Annotated in this window: 1 protein-coding gene; it reads left to right on the top strand. The window is 72.1% G+C overall.

Annotation, left to right across the window (positions count from 1 at the left end; all coding sequences use genetic code 11):
* Window positions 1-26 precede the first annotated feature (26 nt).
* The coding region (locus tag AC1D15_RS34880) for a CYTH domain-containing protein (protein ID WP_477829679.1) at window positions 27-874 on the top strand (848 nt) is incomplete at its 3' end.

The following is an 874-nucleotide window of genomic DNA, read 5'->3' as shown; positions in this document are numbered from 1 at the left end:
ACCCTGATCCTTGATCCTGATTCCCCATGCATGAGATCGAGCTGAAGTTCCAGATCCCCGAGACCCGATTCACGCATCTGCGACAGCGCTTCCTGCAGGGCCGCACCGAGGCCGTGCGGATGCAGGCGCACTACTTCGACACCGCCGACGGCCGGCTGGCGCGCGATGAGATCGCCTTGCGCCTGCGGCTCGAAGGCACGCGCTGGGTGCAGACGCTGAAGGCGAGTGGCGCGCACGGCGTGGCGCGGCTCGAGCACAACGCGGAACTGCCGGCCGATGCCGTGCGCAGCGGCGCACCGGCCATCAACATCGACCGCCACCGCGGCTCGCCGGCGCACCGGCGGCTTCTCGACGCGCTGGGCGGCGTGGCCTTGCAGGAGGTGTTCCGCACCGAGGTCGACCGCGTCGTGCGTGTCTTCACGCTGCCCGATGGTGCCGAGATCGAGGCGGCGCTCGATGTGGGGCAGGTCGTCGCGGGTGCCGCCGTGCACCCGCTGCGCGAGATCGAGTTCGAATGGAAGGCCGGGCCGCTGCAAGGCCTGTTCGCGCTGGCCTCCGACTGGGTCGCCGAGCACGGCCTGTGGCTCGACATCGTCTCGAAGGCCGAGCGCGGCAGCTTGCTGTCGCGCGGGCAGAGTCACCCGGCGGCGGCGCGCGCCAGGCCGCCGCAGCTGGCCGCGGATGCCGATGGTCCCGGCCTCGCCCGTGCTGCCACAGGTTCCTGCCTGGCCCAGGTGCTGCGCAACGCCAGCGCCGTCGCCTCCGGCAGCCGCCAGCCGGAGCATGTGCACCAGCTGCGCATCGGCCTGCGGCGGCTGCGCGTCGTGCTGCGCGAGTTGGCGCCGCTCGACTGCGGGCTCGACCTTGGCTGGGA

This window comes from Rhizobacter sp. P2_H2 (assembly GCF_056403375.1).
The sequence above is the reverse complement of the archived record's forward strand: the minus strand, read 5'-3'. Positions and strand labels throughout refer to the sequence as shown.